13 protein-coding genes and 1 pseudogene are annotated in these 16,285 nt (G+C 43.5%); 8 read left to right on the top strand and 6 right to left on the bottom strand.

The features are described 5' to 3' along the window. The first annotated feature begins 287 nt into the window (after positions 1-287). Positions 288-1,607, top strand: coding sequence for a short-chain fatty acid transporter (locus sps_RS06295; RefSeq protein WP_077751759.1), 1,320 nt, complete (start codon positions 288-290; stop codon positions 1,605-1,607). Positions 1,608-1,772: 165 nt separating this feature from the next. On the opposite strand, the gene tamB is transcribed toward sps_RS06295, so the two are convergent. Together tamB and sps_RS06285 are read right to left on the bottom strand one after the other, a co-directional pair. Further along, complete coding sequence (gene tamB, locus sps_RS06290; protein ID WP_077751758.1) at positions 1,773-5,669, bottom strand: autotransporter assembly complex protein TamB; 3,897 nt, start codon at positions 5,667-5,669, stop codon at positions 1,773-1,775. Beyond that, complete coding sequence (locus tag sps_RS06285; protein WP_077755568.1) at positions 5,666-7,489, bottom strand: autotransporter assembly complex protein TamA; 1,824 nt, start codon at positions 7,487-7,489, stop codon at positions 5,666-5,668. The genes tamB and sps_RS06285 overlap by 4 nt, the downstream gene beginning before the upstream one ends. A gap of 231 nt (positions 7,490-7,720) precedes the next feature. Here sps_RS06285 and sps_RS06280 point away from each other — a divergent pair, with 231 nt between their 5' ends. Then, positions 7,721-8,692, top strand: a complete 972-nt coding sequence (locus sps_RS06280) for an isoaspartyl peptidase/L-asparaginase family protein (RefSeq protein ID WP_237158095.1) — start codon at positions 7,721-7,723, stop codon at positions 8,690-8,692. Positions 8,693-8,965: 273 nt separating this feature from the next. On the opposite strand, the gene sps_RS06275 is transcribed toward sps_RS06280, so the two are convergent. Continuing rightward, a complete protein-coding gene (locus sps_RS06275) occupies positions 8,966-9,853 on the bottom strand; it encodes a LysR substrate-binding domain-containing protein (protein WP_077751757.1) in 888 nt (295 codons plus the stop codon). Between the two features lie 97 nt (positions 9,854-9,950). On the opposite strand from sps_RS06275, the gene sps_RS06270 reads away from it, so the two are divergent. From sps_RS06270 to sps_RS06250, 5 genes are all read left to right on the top strand, one after another. Next, positions 9,951-10,565 carry a LysE family translocator gene (locus sps_RS06270; RefSeq protein ID WP_077751756.1) on the top strand — a complete coding sequence of 205 codons (615 nt, stop codon included), beginning with the start codon at positions 9,951-9,953 and terminating at the stop codon, positions 10,563-10,565. Positions 10,566-10,806: 241 nt separating this feature from the next. Next, a complete protein-coding gene (locus sps_RS06265; protein WP_077751755.1) occupies positions 10,807-11,223 on the top strand; it encodes a CBS domain-containing protein in 417 nt (138 codons plus the stop codon). 674 nt (positions 11,224-11,897) lie between these two features. Next, the gene (locus sps_RS28695) at positions 11,898-12,080 is read left to right on the top strand and encodes a hypothetical protein (protein ID WP_218919633.1); all 183 of its coding nucleotides are present in this window, start codon (positions 11,898-11,900) and stop codon (positions 12,078-12,080) included. A gap of 83 nt (positions 12,081-12,163) precedes the next feature. Continuing rightward, complete coding sequence (locus sps_RS28690; RefSeq protein WP_077751754.1) at positions 12,164-12,319, top strand: reverse transcriptase N-terminal domain-containing protein; 156 nt, start codon at positions 12,164-12,166, stop codon at positions 12,317-12,319. A gap of 307 nt (positions 12,320-12,626) precedes the next feature. Next, a complete protein-coding gene (locus sps_RS06250) occupies positions 12,627-12,917 on the top strand; it encodes a hypothetical protein (protein WP_077751753.1) in 291 nt (96 codons plus the stop codon). Between the two features lie 233 nt (positions 12,918-13,150). On the opposite strand, the pseudogene sps_RS06245 reads toward sps_RS06250, so the two are convergent. Beyond that, positions 13,151-13,548, bottom strand: a pseudogene (locus sps_RS06245) (hypothetical protein); the annotation flags it as partial. 193 nt (positions 13,549-13,741) lie between these two features. On the opposite strand from sps_RS06245, the gene sps_RS06240 reads away from it, so the two are divergent. Then, positions 13,742-14,293 carry a cytochrome b gene (locus sps_RS06240; protein ID WP_077751752.1) on the top strand — a complete coding sequence of 184 codons (552 nt, stop codon included), beginning with the start codon at positions 13,742-13,744 and terminating at the stop codon, positions 14,291-14,293. A 275-nt stretch (positions 14,294-14,568) separates the two neighbouring features. On the opposite strand, the gene sps_RS06235 is transcribed toward sps_RS06240, so the two are convergent. Both sps_RS06235 and sps_RS29125 read right to left on the bottom strand, forming a co-directional pair. Beyond that, positions 14,569-15,042, bottom strand: coding sequence for a CesT family type III secretion system chaperone (locus sps_RS06235; protein ID WP_077751751.1), 474 nt, complete (start codon positions 15,040-15,042; stop codon positions 14,569-14,571). Positions 15,043-15,089: 47 nt separating this feature from the next. Then, the gene (locus sps_RS29125) at positions 15,090-15,818 is read right to left on the bottom strand and encodes a hypothetical protein (protein ID WP_077751750.1); all 729 of its coding nucleotides are present in this window, start codon (positions 15,816-15,818) and stop codon (positions 15,090-15,092) included. Positions 15,819-16,285: the final 467 nt, after the last annotated feature.

Genomic DNA, 16,285 nt, shown 5'->3' with positions numbered 1-16,285 from the left:
ACCCTAGGCCCGTGGGCTTATGTGTTAGTTTAATGTCTTTAGTTTGCAGTACATCGTATTTATCGTATTTGACCAAATCTATTGCACTGTTATGTCGCGACTATAGTGACCCTTGTTCAGTATCAAGGCATAAATTAAGTTAAATCTAATTAGCTACTCCCTCGCTCCCCTTTTACTCCTCCTTTGTTGTTCTTTTGTTGCTTCCTGTAAGTTTGGATTTCTCTTGGGATTGAACTCTGCTAGCCTGATTTATATCAATTGGTATAACAAGCATACAAGGAAGCCCCATGCTGGCTAACATCTCAAAACCATTAGTAAAATTAGTCGACCGGTATTTACCTGATCCCTATATTTTTGTCTTGATGCTCTCCTTAATCGTGTTGGCTGCAGCAGTTATCATTGAGGGGAAAACACCGCTCGACGCTGTGAATTATTGGGGAGATGGTTTCTGGTCGTTACTCAGCTTTTCGATGCAGATGCTGCTGGTTCTTATTACCGGGTTTATGCTGGCCAGTTCTCCACCAGTAAAAAAGCTACTCAATTACATTGCAGGCTTCGCTAAGTCTGCCTCTCAGGCGATTATCTTAGTCACTGTCGTCTCACTCATTGCCAGTTGGATCAACTGGGGGTTTGGTTTAGTAGTCGGTGCTTTATTTGCTAAAGCCTTAGCATGTAAAGTGAGAGTCGATTATCGCTTACTCGTCGCTAGCGCCTACTCTGGGTTTTTAGTCTGGCATGGGGGGCTTGCAGGCTCAATTCCGTTAACTATTGCCACTCCCGGTCATTTTTCCGAGTCAGATATCGGGATCATAGCGACCAGTGACACCATTTTCGCCGGATTTAACCTCGCATTGCTTGCAATATTGTTTGTGGTTATGCCGCTGGTCAATCGGTTTATGCTGCCCGAAGAGAAAGACTGCGTCTATGTCGATCCGAGTAAGTTGACTGACAACGAAGAGCAAGCTTCTGAAAATCAAACATGGGAACGGCCTGCCGATAAATTAGAGAATAGTCGTGTACTTGCTTGGAGTATCGGCGGAGCAGGGCTAGTGTATTTAGCCTATTACTTCTTTGTGAACAATGGCCGTTTGAACCTTAATGTCGTCAACTTTTTATTCCTCTTTCTCGCCATTATTTTGCACCAAACGCCACGTAATTTGTTAAACAGCTTGAACGACGCTATTAAAGGTGGCGCTGGAATTGTCATCCAGTTTCCATTTTATGGGGGTATCATGGCCGTTATGATGCAATCAGGATTGGCTCAGAGCATCTCAGAGGGCTTTGTTTCCATTGCCAGTGCGCAGAGTCTGCCTTTCTTTAGTTTTATCAGCGCAGGGATCATCAATATATTTGTACCGTCGGGTGGTGGTCAGTGGGCTGTACAAGCCCCCATTATGTTGCCTGCCGCCGAAGCTCTGGGGGCTGATGTCGCCCGAGTTGCCATGGCTGTGGCTTGGGGGGATGCTTGGACTAATCTTATCCAGCCATTCTGGGCACTGCCAGTGCTGGCCATCGCTGGGCTAAAAGCCCGCGATATTATGGGCTTCTGCCTAGTGCAATTGATCATCACCGGGGTCATCATCAGTATCGGTCTGAGCTGGTTTTAAATCGGTCAGTTATCTCTAGGTGATGTCGCTGAGTAGGTTTATTTAAGTGGCATCACAGTTAGGCTTGTGAGTTGAAAAACGAAAGTTCACCTTAATAATACCAATCGGCATAAAGGTGTTCTTATACCAATTGGTATTATTCAGCGAGTATCAATTCATGCAAGCCTAATCGATATCGAAGTTATAATAGATATCTAGTGACTGTTCTATGGTACCTGATACTGTTTCTAAGTAGAGCTGGGATAATAAATAATACCTTACTGTCATCTCATAGCCTGGATTGAAGACGCCATAACCGTACTTGACCATGAGGTCTTCGCCGATGAAACCACTGATCGCCACACGGCCGTCATCATTGGCATCGAGTTGAACATTTGAAAACCCCAGTTTTTCAATTAATCCGGTTGCCGAGTCACCGATGTTATTCACTGCACCACCGCCAATCTGATTACTCAAGGTTAACGCCGCACCTAGCATCAAACCGCTGTTTTGTTCATTGTCATTGCTGTGAAACCCCGTGCCCTTGATGATATAAGACAGAATTTCGGCTTGTTCTTTTGTGGGGCTTGAGAATAAGGTCACAACGGGCTTGAGCGGTGTGCCTGTTATTCTGACGCCTGCTACGACGTCTTCATCTTTGATCTCTCTTACCGCTTCGATGTTAAGGTTCGGCACCTCCAATGGACCAATGAACTGTACTTCACCTGCTTTAATATCTAAGGTTTGCCCCATGAATTTATATTTACCGTCTATAACGCGTATATCGCCATAGAGCAATGGAGGCTTAAATGCTTCTTGTTTTAACTCTAACACGCCAGTCAGTTTACCTTTTAGGCCCATGCCATCAATTTTTAGCTCGTCAGCGAGGTTTATCTTTATATCGGATGTGAGTGCGAGGGGGTTTTGATTGACCTCCCCGGAGGAAGCACTGTCGTTAAACACCACATCTTTAGACACCTCAACCCCTCCTTCGGGGAGCTGGACTATTGTTATATGGCCAGAGGGGACTGCGATAGCGCCTTTTATATCGAAGCTGTCTTTAGTGAACGTAAAGTTAAGATCGGGTGACACATTAAGGATGGCGAGAGGAGGCTGTATGATCACTAAGTCTTTGCCATTAACGTGAACATTGCCATTGAGTGCACCAGTGCTCCAGTCGATGTTGCCAACCAACTTGGCCTGACCCTCTCCCATTTTCCAGGCACCATCGAGTAGGGCACGTTGACCCGATAAGGACACCGCAAGTTTAATATCTTCAAATAACGTTGGGTTTGCAGCAGCCAGGAGTTCACCATCGTCCAATAGCAACTCACCAGACACATCGGGTTGATCTAAGGTGCCTGCAATGGTCAACTCACTGGATACATTCCCCTCTATGGTTTCCAGTTGAGGTAAAAATTCCGCCAATGCATTGAGGTTTATTTTATGTAATTTTGTATAGCCAGAAAGCGTTCGGTCTGGGGTCACTGCGATGTCGAGTCTTCCTTCCCAGCTCGCGATATCGTGTGAATCGAATTGTAATTGCGTCGATAAGACCTTCTCATTTAATGAGGAGTTCAGTGAGAGTGTTTTATAGCCTATATCCACGTTACGCTTGTTATTGATAAGGCTGACATGACCAGGTTCGAAATCGAGTTTCAAGGCACCTTTAGGCTTGCTATCTTGGGCCCATATCAGATGTGAAGATAAATTTGCCGGGGCTTTCCACACGAGATTATCAGGCAATAGCGGTGCCAATATAGCGCCTATGTCGCCTTGAAACATGATACTAGCATCACCATTCTCGCCTAGCTCGGCTTGGTCATTCAGACACAGTTTTCCATCCATATTAAGCCAACAAAAGGTGCTAAGTAAGCCTGTTTGACTTAGGTTGTCCCAAGAGACGTTAAAAGGGGCTTCAAGGGACCAATCTCCTAAGATAGAACTTAGGCTTAACCTCTTCACTTCGGCGGCTATTTGTTCGGTTTTTTTATTAAGAGTCGAATCTATCTGAGTGTCGAGTTTATGCTCACCCGTTGTCTGCAAATCCAGTTGTTGATTGTGCTCGTCTCCCTTAGCACTTAATGTGATTGAGTCGAAGCTTAGTGCGTCATATTTGAACGATTCAGTGTCTATAGCTAAGGAAAATTCTTGATTATCCAACGGACGATAGGCACCGTTAATCTGGGCTTGATCTAGCTTTAAACTTTCAAATTGTAAATCAAGAGCGTTGGCTAAGATGCTTACCTCTGGATGGTCTGAGTCTCCTGACACATTAATCTTGGCCTTGATACTGCCAGATGAATCCGGATGCCATAAATTAAGATCGGGGACATCGAGCCGAGCATTGACTGACCAGTTGTCATCTGCGGTGCCTGAAACCGTTAATACTGACTGTAAAGCGCTGAGTTTTAGACTATCGGCACTGAGGTGGAGTTTATCATCCAGGCTGAGATCGCCAATGAGATTAAAAGGGTAGTCCATAATTTCACCGGTTAAATCAGATTGTGAAATAGCGACTTGCCACTGTTTTTCCTGAACCTTGCCCTGAGTGTTAAATCTGCCGCTGATAAAGCTCTCTGGTAACGGGTCTTTAAGATTCAATGCCAGCTGTTCCATATCAAAATCTATGGCATTGATCGCCGCATCCCAGCTGACTATCTTGTCATAAGTGGCATGGCCGGAAATTTCTATATCACCTATTTTTCCTTTCGCTCTAAGATGTTTCACTTCGACTTCCGATTTGCCGTGTGTGAGCTCAGTATTGACAGCTAACATGGGGTGGTAAGGGGTGTTAACCTGTCCCGAAAAAGTCAGGTGCTGCAGATCGAGATCGCCATGACTTTCAAGTTCGATGGCACGGGCTAAATAGGTTTTTTTATCTAAGGGCCAACCCAGCTCTTTAGAGGTCAGGGAAAGCTGATAAGTCAGCTTAGGATTGGCCAGTGCTATATCCCCTGCCAGTGAATAGTCGATATGACCAGTGCCGCTGGACTCTACTTTGAGCTTATTAAAGCCTCCAGAGGCAGCTAAAGTGACATGTTGCTGTCCTAATCCCGGTACTTCTTTGACGCGATCGACATCTATACTAGCGACAAAATCCATAGGGTAATCATCGATGAGCGATATTTCGCCCTCGAGCTCGACCTCACCATAAGTGTGCTCGACCTTAAGTTTACCAATATGGATGAGGAAACTGTGGTAACTGGCCTCAAAGTCTATTTGGGAAAAAAGATCGTCTCTGTGTCCGAGTCTCAGGTGGCTATTTGTGAGGGATACGGCTTCGGCAAACACTGGAATAGGCATAAAGACTCGAGGTAAGTCCGCCATGGCCCAGGTGCCATCTGGCTGTTTATTTATCTGTGCTTGCTTATCTGAATTGTCTGATAATGGAATGTCGACTAGCAGACCTTGAGAGGTTAAGTAATTAACCCTTATTCCTGTTGATTGCCATTGTGCCCTTGTTTGCAGACGGGATGCATTGAAATGCATATCATCGACCCTGACTTCGACATTCGCCAAGTCTGCCTTGGTCAGATCAATGCCGAAGGGCAGAGTGATTTCTTCATCGATTTCAGTGAGGGGCTCAGCCTCTTCTATATTTTTAACGGCTGCAGTAGTCTCTGTTATTAACACCTTTGTTTCTGGGGGGACATGGGTATCGACTTCGACAATGACCCTCGACGCTAACAGTTCACCAACACACAACTGTTTACGCAATAAACATAAAGGATGCCAATCGAGCACTAGGTCATCGAGTGCTACCGAGACCCCAGGCATCTGCCAATGGACATCTGTGACCGATAATCTGTTATTGATTGTGCCGTCGATGTAGGTGATTTCTAGATCCGGTACTAAGGTATCGGCCAACATCACAGTGATCCGGCTACCTATGTTGGTGCCAATTAAGAGGGCAAATGTGATGAGAAAACCCAGTGGGATATAGATTAAGGTGCGTGAAACCAGTTTGAAACTTCGCCATAGCGTATACAGAAAACCTGTGTTTTTTCTCGGCCCACATTGGGCAGGCTTTTCAGAGCGATCAGGCTCATTGTTGGCAATGCTATCTGACTCTTGACTCATAGCTCTGCCCCCATGGTTAAGTGGATCCGCCAGGGTCTGTCTACTGTGTCTGTTTCTTTAAGACCCACACCGAGATCCAGCTTGATGGGCCCGATGGGTGATATCCAATGAATGCCGCCACCAACTGAGACTATAGGCTCTATTTGGTTGACATCAAATGCATTACCCGCATCGATAAAAGTGCCCACACGCCAGGTTGGGGTTACGTAATACTGGTACTCTAGGCTGCCCACCATTAAATAACGTCCCCCGACAACTTGTCTGGCTGAATCACCGCCTTCAGTAGTGTAGTCGATGTATGGCCCTAACTCTTGATAGCTGTAGCCCCTGATGCTCTGGTCACCACCGGCAAAATAGCGCAATGAAGGGGGGATAAGGGCTAAGTCAGCGTCATCGGCTAAGTTTACCCCTAAGTCTAATCGAGAAACGATCCTGTGTTTGTCGAAAAAGGTGTTAATCCATTTGTATTTTGTTTGTATACGTGTGAGCTGGATAGCTGACCCCAAATCCGGATTAGCATACTCGATGCTATAATACTGAAAAAATCCAGATTTGGGATCTAAGGTATTATCGCCACGGATAGTCTTAGAAATGCTGGTACCAAAGAGTAAAAACTTTGGTGCGTAATCAGTTTCAGACTGAGTGTAGTATTCTTTCATTGCCTCAACCGAGTAACTCAATATCCAGTTATCCTTGAGCCTTTGCTGACGAATAACGGCAATTAAGCCTTTACTCGCCTCGAGTTCACCAGTGTTATTGTACTTATGTTCGTTAGGGTCGTAGACCTGATTCACCCCGTATTTATCCCTGAGCATGCCAAAACGAATTTTTAACTGATCATCCAAAGGGTGAGTCAAAGGGATGGTGTAAGTGGATAGATATTTGGGACGGTCCGGGGACCATTCTAAACTGGTTTCTAAAGAATGCCCGTAACTGTTTAATAGAGGTGTTCGCCAGTTAATGCTGATTCTAGGTTCAAGCTCATTATCTGAGCCGGCTGTGTTACCAATATCGACACCTAAACCTAATTCTATCGAGTGACTTGGTTTTGGGCTTAACTCAACCTTAATGGGCACATCTAGTCCCTGTGCTTTATCAACCTGAGGCAATACCTTGATATTAGAAAAATAGCTGGTGTCTAATAACTCTCTGTTTAAGCGGGATAAGCTGCCTGTGCTATAGGCTGAGTTTTTTTCAAATGGAATTAAGGTGTCTAGAAATCCATCTTGTAAGCCATCTCCTTCAAAAGTCACTTCACCCATATGGTACCTGGAGCCTGAATCATAATGCAGGGTAATCTTCGCTGTGTTTGCATCACGGTTAACTTGGATGGAAGATTGAACATATTTCCCGTCAAAATAGCCTCTGGCTAATGCGAGGGTGATCAATTGAGATTTAACCAATTCGTACTTGCCGTGATTGAGAATGTCGCCAGGTTTGATCGCGATCTTATCAAGCCATTGTAGGATAAAAGTGTCTTCGAGGATTTCGCCGTCAAAATGTAGATCTATCCATTCGATGCGGGTGGGTGCGCCAGGTGTCACATCTAATGATAAAACCCAAGGCTGATCTGGGCGCTCTTGCACATCTTGAGCGACCTCTCCATGGTAATACCCCAGAGAATTCAAGGCCGCGTTAACATTATCTTCGGCATTAAAGATAAAAGCGCGGCGTTGGACTTGTGATGTGGGCAAGGTCCCTAAATGTGCTTCTATGTTTTGCGTTAAAGAGGCATCGATGCCAGTGAGCTTTAATGTAAGGAAATCATCTGCCATGACGGAAAATGTGCTGAGCAAACCACTCATCAAAATAATGCTCATTGACCACAAGCGAAAAGAAGATAATTGCAAAAATCGGGCTCTATTATAGTAAATATGAAGGCTGAGTATATTGTCTCTATATTATTGATTTCTAGCAAGCTGATGATTGTAATTAACGTTAAAAATGGGTACAAAGAGTACAAATAAAAATTAAAGGCCTTCAAAGTGAAAAATAAGAACAAAATACTCGCCATCCTGTTAGCTATTTCAAGCGTTTCAAGCTTAGGCGTTATGGCCGATGATAAGCCGTTTTCAATCGCGATTCATGGGGGAGCGGGAACGATTAAGCCAAGTAATTTTACCCCTGAGAAAGAGCAAGCCTATCGGGATAAGTTAAAGGAGGCCGTCGATGCGGGGTACGCGGTTTTAGATAAAGGTGGATCGAGCCTTAATGCGGTTACCACAGCCATTAATGTTCTCGAGAACTCGCCATTTTTTAATGCGGGTAAAGGTGCGGTTTATACCCACAACGGGCAGCATGAGATGGATGCATCGATTATGGATGGTCAAACCATGAAAGCCGGCGCCGTGGCAGGGGTTAAACATATCAAAAATCCAATTGATTTAGCGCGCCTGGTCATGGATAAATCTGTGCATGTGATGCTCTATGGGGAAGGCGCCGAGGAGTTTGCCTTGACCCAAGGTGTGGCTCTGGTTGCTAATGAGAGTTTCGATACTCAACATAGATACGAGGCACTGCAGCGCGCTAAGGATAAGATGGAAAAAGCCAAACTCGAGAACAAAGATTATCTCGCCGCCCATAGTGAGCTCGACACTGAATATAAAGTGGGTACCGTAGGTGCGGTGGCTCTCGATAAACAAGGCAACATCAGTGCAGGGACATCAACAGGAGGCATGACTAATAAACGTTATGGCCGTATTGGTGATTCTCCAATCATTGGCGCAGGAACGTATGCCGAAAATGGTGTTTGTGCGGTATCGGCCACCGGCCATGGAGAATACTTTATCCGTTACCAAGTCGCAGGAGATATCTGCGCAAAGGTGAAATATCAAAATAAATCAATTATTCAGGCCGCCGATGAGGTGATCAATCAACGACTCATTACTGCAGGTGGTACGGGTGGCGTTATTGCAATAGATCAGCGTGGCAATATTGCTACGCCATTTAATACCGAAGGCATGTACCGAGCGACCCGTAAGAGCGGTGAAAAGGCGCAAGTGATGATTTGGCGCGATAAATAACGGCTGAACACCGTCACTTTTCAAAGTCATGAGTGGCAATGAGTCTGGTTATTGCCAGCTTTGCCCTTCAGGTTTTACTGGCAATCAAACTGCTATCCGGTACACATAAAGCGAGATGTGTCTGCAACCAGTCGATAAAGCTAGACTCTAACGGGTCGTCATTATTCAGCTCCTGACGAAGTAAAATATAACGTTTCCCTGATTTGCTAAACTCGCATGAGTGGCAATGAGCCTGGTTAATTGCCAGCACTGCCCCTCAGGTTTTACTGGCAATCAAGTCACTATATTCGGCACACATAAAGCGAGATGTGTCTGCAACCAGTCGATAAAGCTAGACTCTAACGGGTCGTCATTATTCAGCTCCTGACGAAGTAAAATATAACGTTTCCCTGATTTGCTAAAACCAAAAGGCGCAATAAGCTTGCCCCTACTGATATCGTCAGCCACCAGTGGATAAGACCCCATGGCGATCCCCAGCCCGTCGGCAGCAGCTTGTAAGCAAAAATAGAAGTGGGCAAAACTTTGCTGAGACAAAGTCGCTAATTTAGGTAGGGAGTTTATGCCTGCGTACCTATTCCAGTCATTCCATGCCTCGGGTCTGGTTTGGCTATGGAGCATTTTTATCTGATTCAAGTCATCTTTTATCTGTTGCCAATATTGAGCTGAACACACAGGTCCCACCCATTCATCGACTAACTCTGTAATTTGGTGAGTGTCTGCCGAGGGGAAATCATCCCGCCTGATAGCCAGAGATATTCCGTTTGTCCCGAGTTGTACAGGTCCTCCGGCTGTCGATAATCTGACATCGGCATTAGGATGGTCCAAGTAGTAGTCGGATAACCTGGGCATCAACCAGCGCATGGTCAAGGTGGGTTCGCAAGATATTTCCAGGCAGGTCTGTTGCATGTGCGATAACTTTTCCACACCCGCCGCCAAGGCTAGAAAGGCTTGTTCGGTATAACCTTTAAGCGTTTCCCCTTCCTGTGTCAGGCGGACATGCCGCCCTTGGCGGTAGTATAATTTTTGCCCCAGATAGGCTTCCAATATTTTTATCTGTTTACTTACCGCACCATGGGTAATACAAAGTTTTTCTGCGGCCTCACTATAGCTGAGTGATGAGGCGGCGACATGAAAAATATGGAAGGCTTTCAGGTGTCTCATGTGTGACTTTTTCTCACTGGTTTATTGCGGTTTTTTCGATTATATAAGCTCCCGGCTCCCAGTACAATATGGCTCTAATTAGATTAAAGGAGCAAGTATGGAAATTATTAGTCTAGCCATTGTTGGCTTACTCATCGTTATCAGTCCTGGGGCTGACTTTGTATTGGTACTGAAGAACAGTGTTACATCGGGCAGGGCTGCAGGTGTCTGGACTGCTGTCGGTATCAGCTTGGCAATTGGCGTACACATAGGTTATACCTTGCTTGGAATTGGTTACCTTATCTCACATAATGTGTATCTATTTAATATGGTTAAGTATGCTGGCGCGCTTTATCTCATCTACATCGGGCTCAAGAGTATCCTGACTGCCAATGCAAGTTTGGATGGGGTAGAGAAAGATGAAGTTCAGTTAAAACCTAGCCAATATCTGTTCCAAGGCTTTTTATGTAATGTATTAAACCCTAAGACCATGTTGTTTTTTGTCAGTTTATTTAGCCAGCTTATCTCTCCAGAAAACCATGAGTATGGTTCAGTCTTGCTTTATGGATTGTACATCGCCTTGTTGCATGGCCTGTGGTTCGGCGCCGTGTCTGTGTTATTTACTTCAAGGGTGCTGCAACACAGGATGGCTAAAATAAAGAAACGCTTGTGTCAGGTGTGCGGTGCAGGGCTTATGGGCTTGGGCATAGTGCTAGGTGCCAAATCTCTGTAGTTGAAGCTGACACTTGATTAGATTCTGGTTGAAAAGGCTCATTGAAAGGCTCATTGAAAAGAGTTATTGAAAATTTAGATTAGCAGAATCGATTATTTACTGTTCTGTTTTTTAATAACTTATGTATATTGGAATCATACAGTATTCAATCAATGCTCAGTGTTAATCAGAGCAATTTTCAATAAAATGCTGTTAGATGTGAAAGAAAATCATAGAGTCATCAAATGACTGGAGAGTGAATATGGATTCAATTAAAGTAAGCAAATATATGGATCGTCAACCTGTGCTGTTAACGGCGGATATGCCACTGTCTAACGCCGTCGATGCCTTGCTGACGAGGAATAAGTTAGGGGCTCCGGTTGTTGATGATTCTGGGAGCTTGATAGGTTTTCTGTCTCAACAAGATTGTATGTCAGTCATGCTCAAGAGCAGTTATCACTGTGATTTGGTGGCTAAAGTAAAAGATTGCATGCGCTCTGAGGTGTTGTCAGTGACGCCGGATACGAGTGTCTTACAGTTAGCCGAGCAGATGTTAGGCCCTAAGCCTAAGGTTTATCCCGTGCTCGATAATGGCAGGGTAGTCGGCACCATCAACCGAACCAATGTGCTCGGTGCGATCAACATCTATATGCAGCAGTGCTATCTGGCACCGGTATAATTTGCCGGGCTTCGAATGAAGCAAGATTACATTTTTTGCTTGTTACATTTTGTTTTGGTCGTTACTTTCGTCATTCCGGCAGAGCTTTTGAGCCGGAATCCAGTGGCTTTTGGTTTTTGTATTGAGGGGAGAGGTTGAAGGTTGTACCTTCAATTTGTCCTAATGCCTGTCCGGCGGGGATTGTGTACTCTTTATTTTGAGAAGGTTCAGCGAGATGCAGCTCTAGATGCCATAAAAGTATCCCTATACGCTCTGCGGCTTCATCCTTGAAGCCGAAGTCCGCAGCCGCATCTACACTCGGTTATTTCTCTCTTCGATTGTGGTTTCATAGGTAACTCGATACCCGAATTTGTAACTCACTTTTGCCCGTGCGACGTGATGTCTTATGAAGCGCTGTTCACCGCTTAAGAGTGAATCATCTGTATCACCAGATGACCCTAGGACTCTGAATAAAGTAGCGAGTCTGACAATGTAACAAAGTCCATTGGACGGGAAACGAATCGTGAGAGGACATTCCTCCTGATAACCACAGATCGGGTAAGTGCTAGGGAATCAGTATGATGAACATATGTGAACCCACGTAAGATGCGTTATGTGAGAAGCAGCGGAAGTGGTTTATACGCTGTGGCCAAAATGGCAATGAGGGCTGGAAAGAAGTTGGGCAATACTCTTTTGTGATCGATAAACTCTCCGCATCAGAGTGGGCATCTAACCTGATGTTGCACGACATACGGAACACGGTAAGCCTGTATAGCTCCCAACTGGGAAAGCTGTCTGCGAAGAAAGCCGATAGTGATGCAGGTAAAGGAGGCTGGAAAAAGCCAATGCTGTATTGTAATGATGCAGATACAGATTGATATCTGACACTAAAGTGAGCCGACTTCCAGCTGGTCTCCCGTTGCAAGATGATTTGAGGAACTTTATTCATGGAGAAACGCAAATGATAACTTCATCTGAAGTTAGTGCCTCTCCTTGCAGCGCTCAGTGGCAATTCATTGACAGGAAAACCATCGAACAGCAAGTATTAAAGCTTCAAAAGCGCATTGCAAAAGCAACCAGAGAAGGTAGGCGAGGTAGAGTGAAAGCTTTGCAGTGATCAGTAAGGAAGGCTGAAACACTTGGTATCAGGTGTCGTCTAGCTGCAAACTACTTAGTTCAATTATCACTTATCCCCTTGTTGTGACTTATTTCCCTGCGTGAACATTGCACTTTATGCAATGATGGAGGTTCTTTGTTTCACTCAGGCAGAGAAACTGGGATTGAGTACTTTCTATGTTATAACTCATTGTTGAGACATTGGCTTACTGTTAGTCTTGAGTGATTAAAATACTGGCGACCAGTTCTTATTAAGACCGTTCTTATTCGGAATTCAGCCTAATTTACTGTTATGTTTTAAGGATCATATGGACGTTAATCCCACCTCTTTTAAATTTAATGAAGAATATGAAAAGTTTAAAGAGTTAGGACATTATGTAAGTGATTCAAAATCCTATGTGTCAGTCTTTGGTGAAAAGGCGAATGGAAATTTTACATATGTAATTTATTTTTGGGATTTAAGTGAATATGAACATATCGGTGAAGGCTTTTGGTCTTGTATTGGTAGTGGTGGAATATATTCAAGTTTATTTACTGTAAAATCTGAGGCTAAAAGAGAATTATGCTTGATAAGTAATTTAAATATAACAAGAATTTAAAACGGGACTGCTAACAGTTTGTTCGGTTTCGCTTCGCTACACATTTTAGCAAACAATTTGCCCCTTAACAGGGCGCTGGGGGATCCCCTCATAATAGAGGCATCCCGGCACAGTGAATTTTCCTAATATATTCAATCATTGCCCAGTACAGATGTTGCTCTGTGATCTTGTAGTTTTTCCGTTTTCTCACTTCCTCCCCCAACCTTACGACCGATAGTACAGGCCTATGCCGGATAGTATTCGCTTGAAAATGACGTTGCCAGTAACCAAGGCTCTTTACTACCAGTAAGGTAGCTTTTCTGGGCAGTATGATTACGGCCTGCTTTTGATGAGCGACGGTCTTTTCGGTATTTCGGTTTCTCCTTGTACAGATGGATATGGCAACTTAATGGACTTTTCTTAGCGAGATAGACGGCACCTCTAAGGTGCGGATTGCCCAATAGCCTATCGATACGTTTTATGCTGTGCTTAGCCCTTACTTTACCTTGAATGTTGCGGCCTAACTGAGTCAGCGATAGTTGATTACCATCGAGTAGGGACTCAGTTGAAACCATAAGAGAATTAAGGCGTTTATTATGAATTTTAGGGCATTGTCTGCGAGTGACTCATTTATTACCTTAATATCGCGCATGGTATTGTTATCTCGTTTGTTTTTGGCGAAATAGATTAGATTAAATCGCACCATGCGTGTTTAGATTTTGAAAATAAAGAAATTATCTGGGGATTCCCTAGTTGTAGGCGTTATATGCTCATACTGTGTATGGTTTTTATATTTTATATAGACGTAGGCTATACTTTTACTAACTTTAACTGGGAGATTAATTATGAAATTTGACTCGCACGAGAAGTTAAGCTCATTAACGCTAGCACTTCATTGGATTGTTGCCATAGTTATGATTAGTCTACTTGCGATTGGCGTATACATGGTGGAAACAGAAACTAGAAGTCTCTATTCGTGGCACAAATCTTTTGGACTGTTAATTTTGTTCATTGCAGTTATAAGAGTTGTCTGGCGAATCAGAAATGGGTGGCCAACCCCCGTTGGTAATTACTCGAACTTTGAGCACTTATTATCAACAATAGTTCATTGGGCTCTTATTATAGGTACAATAGTGTTACCTATATCAGGTTTTCTTATGTCTTCATTGGGCGGGAATGGTGTAGATTTATTTGGTTTAGAAATCATTGCGCGAAATATTGATCCTGAAAACCCTGCAAAAACTATTACACACAGTGAAGCTTTAGCATCATTTTTTCACAATATTCACTATTGGTCGAGCTATATAATTATAGCAACTGTAATTCTTCATGTCGCTGGCGCCTTAAAACACCATATTATTGATAAAGATGAAACTTTGACGCGAATGTTAAAATAGATATGTATTTATAAAACCGCATATAAGAAGTAAATCAAGCGGGACGTATAACAGCTGGCTGGTTTCACTTCGTTCACAATTATAGCCCGCTATCATACGTCCCTTAATTTGGGCGTTAATTCTGATACTTCCATACATTTGCCTCTTGCGAAGTGCAAACTGTCGAGCCTATACACTAACAGACCTCTGCCCAGAAACGTCTTAGAGCTATCAACCTAAGTCGTTTTTATTCAAAAAGTATTCATCTAGCCCCGCCAATTAGCCCTAGCTGGGGGCTACACTCTGATATTTCTCCAGGAGCAAGAAGATGCATCAGCCGCTTTGTCCTGCTCTTGTTCTGGGTGGGTATCAACTAACAAGATACTCTCCCATTCCTGCGCTTTATCTAGCAGTTCTGCTAGGTTTTCTTTTATCTGCCCAGGACGGTATTCAGCTAAGCTAATCTTGGTAAATACAGTTAGTTGCTCTGTACCGGGGTAAACACCAACACCGCAATCACCGCGCAAAGGGCCAATAGCGTGTACCCCTAATAACCTAAAGAGTTCTTTAGATATTTGTGCCGGAATATCTGCAGCAGTCGTAACAGAGATCGCTAGCTCCATCAATGCCGTGTTACGGACGATATTGATGACAAAAGGGGCACTTTCTGGCTTTTTTTCTTGCTGAATTTCAAAGGAGCAAACATTACTCTCATCAAAATTCAGCTGCTCAACCGCCAATTCGGCCAGTATTTCTTTATAAATATCCAAGGGGCATTATTCCTATTACTGAAATATTTTTTATTTTAGACGTTTAACTAAAAGTCAGTATTTTTCTGTTGCGCGTAAGGTGTTATGAATTGAGTGTTAAATTCTGCATTCACTTTTTTGCTCAAACCTTCATATTTTTCCGTAAGCGCAACTTGTTGTTCTTGCAGCTTTACGGGGTTTTTAGCTGTATCAGAGGTAAAAAGAATTTCCATTTCTTGCTGAAAGCCAGTAGTTAAACGACTAAAAAGTGCATCTTTGCCAATAATGAAGCTAGAAAAGTTTTGTTTTACAAATTCTTGCGCGCCACTATCTAGGTTTTCTAAACCTAAACGTGTTTTATTTGCAGCTGTGACATCATCAAAAGTCGCTATTTCTGGATTCGTTCCAGGCTTTAAATATGCAGCGTCATTTTTGAACTCACTCACTGGCTGGTTGAATGCCGCTTTTACGAGATTATTAACAGGAACGACCTCTGTTATGTGCTTTTGCACTTGAGATTGGATCTGACTTGCTCTGGTCGTAAATGCGCTTTCATTTTTATTTGATGCTCGACTAAAGAAGTCGACCACTGCGTTCTTTAGTCGCCCTACCGTTGATAAGTGACTAAGATCTCGGCTTGCTGATACTTGCCCATTCTCACCCACTTTAATGGTGTAATCTTTACCTGCACCTAAATTAAGGTGTAGTTCCTGTGCCTCTCCACCATTAAACTTATCCAGCTGAAAACTATTATTGATCGAGTTTGTAATTGCTGGGTTTACACCATTTATTGTCATTGTCACTATTCCTCATTTTCAAGCTAGCATGCACTTTGAATAGACAATACATGGCTTCAAAGATGCTTGTTATCAGTAACGGTTGAAATATTTTAGAATTGTTGATTTAAAATCCTGCTTAGACAGAAGTGGGGGATAAATAGGCGGAGCGAATTAGGGATTTTGAATAAACTAAGATACTTTTTCTAATCTGAACTAAGTGTATTAGTGCAAAGCCTGTAACTCACTTTTGTCCAAAAGAGAGTTACGAACTGTGAACATAAATCGAAGATAAAAAATTCAGGTGTAGATGCAGCTGTGAGCTTCGATGACATGGATGTCATCGCAGAGCCTACAGGGATTGTACTTGTGGCGACTCGCAGAGGTATCTGCACATAAGCCTGCTGCAGGCAATAAACACCAATGAAGCTTTGGTACTCAGCAAACTAACCAAGTATCAAACCAGCCAAATGAACCCTACTCAAAGA

The sequence above is a fragment of the Shewanella psychrophila genome (assembly GCF_002005305.1).
GTDB classification, from domain to species: domain Bacteria; phylum Pseudomonadota; class Gammaproteobacteria; order Enterobacterales; family Shewanellaceae; genus Shewanella; species Shewanella psychrophila.
This window is presented reverse-complemented; position numbering and strand designations above follow the sequence as displayed.

Bases quoted from the DNA above. Each gene is read 5' to 3' on its own strand.
- sps_RS06285 (WP_077755568.1), bottom strand. From the start codon at position 7,489: ATGAGCATTATTTTGATGAGTGGTTTGCTCAGCACATTTTCCGTCATG.
- sps_RS06275 (WP_077751757.1), bottom strand. From the start codon at position 9,853: ATGAGACACCTGAAAGCCTTCCATATTTTTCATGTCGCCGCCTCATCA.
- sps_RS28690 (WP_077751754.1), top strand. From the start codon at position 12,164: ATGATAACTTCATCTGAAGTTAGTGCCTCTCCTTGCAGCGCTCAGTGG.
- sps_RS06270 (WP_077751756.1), top strand. From the start codon at position 9,951: ATGGAAATTATTAGTCTAGCCATTGTTGGCTTACTCATCGTTATCAGT.
- sps_RS29125 (WP_077751750.1), bottom strand. From the start codon at position 15,818: ATGACAATAAATGGTGTAAACCCAGCAATTACAAACTCGATCAATAAT.
- sps_RS06295 (WP_077751759.1), top strand. From the start codon at position 288: ATGCTGGCTAACATCTCAAAACCATTAGTAAAATTAGTCGACCGGTAT.
- sps_RS06280 (WP_237158095.1), top strand. From the start codon at position 7,721: ATGGCCGATGATAAGCCGTTTTCAATCGCGATTCATGGGGGAGCGGGA.
- tamB (WP_077751758.1), bottom strand. From the start codon at position 5,669: ATGAGTCAAGAGTCAGATAGCATTGCCAACAATGAGCCTGATCGCTCT.
- sps_RS06265 (WP_077751755.1), top strand. From the start codon at position 10,807: ATGGATTCAATTAAAGTAAGCAAATATATGGATCGTCAACCTGTGCTG.
- sps_RS06250 (WP_077751753.1), top strand. From the start codon at position 12,627: ATGGACGTTAATCCCACCTCTTTTAAATTTAATGAAGAATATGAAAAG.
- sps_RS06240 (WP_077751752.1), top strand. From the start codon at position 13,742: ATGAAATTTGACTCGCACGAGAAGTTAAGCTCATTAACGCTAGCACTT.